The following is a 274-nucleotide window of genomic DNA, read 5'->3' on the forward strand; positions in this document are numbered from 1 at the left end:
GGCTGGCAGAGCCTGGTCGGCGACGGGTCGGTCCGGAGCTTGCGGCTGACAGTAGGTGAGGTGACGCAGGCATTCCGGCAGGCGGGCCAGACGGAGGCGGCGAACCGCCCCGAGAGCCGGAAACCCGAAGACCTCTTCATCGAACTCTACGTTGCTCCCGTCAGCGTCCCCACGATCGGCGTGAGCCTGCTGGGCGAGCGCGGTTACGAGCGCCTGCGACAGAAGCTGAAAGACGGACAGCAGGCGATCCTCGTGGCTGGCGATGGGGCTTACT

At 67.2% G+C, this 274-nt stretch carries 1 pseudogene; it reads left to right on the forward strand.

The features are described 5' to 3' along the window. Positions 1 to 274 (forward strand): annotated as a pseudogene (locus tag AC0L20_RS41015) (4Fe-4S binding protein); the annotation flags it as partial.

The sequence above is a fragment of the Bradyrhizobium sp. Kon58 genome, from assembly GCF_055807455.1.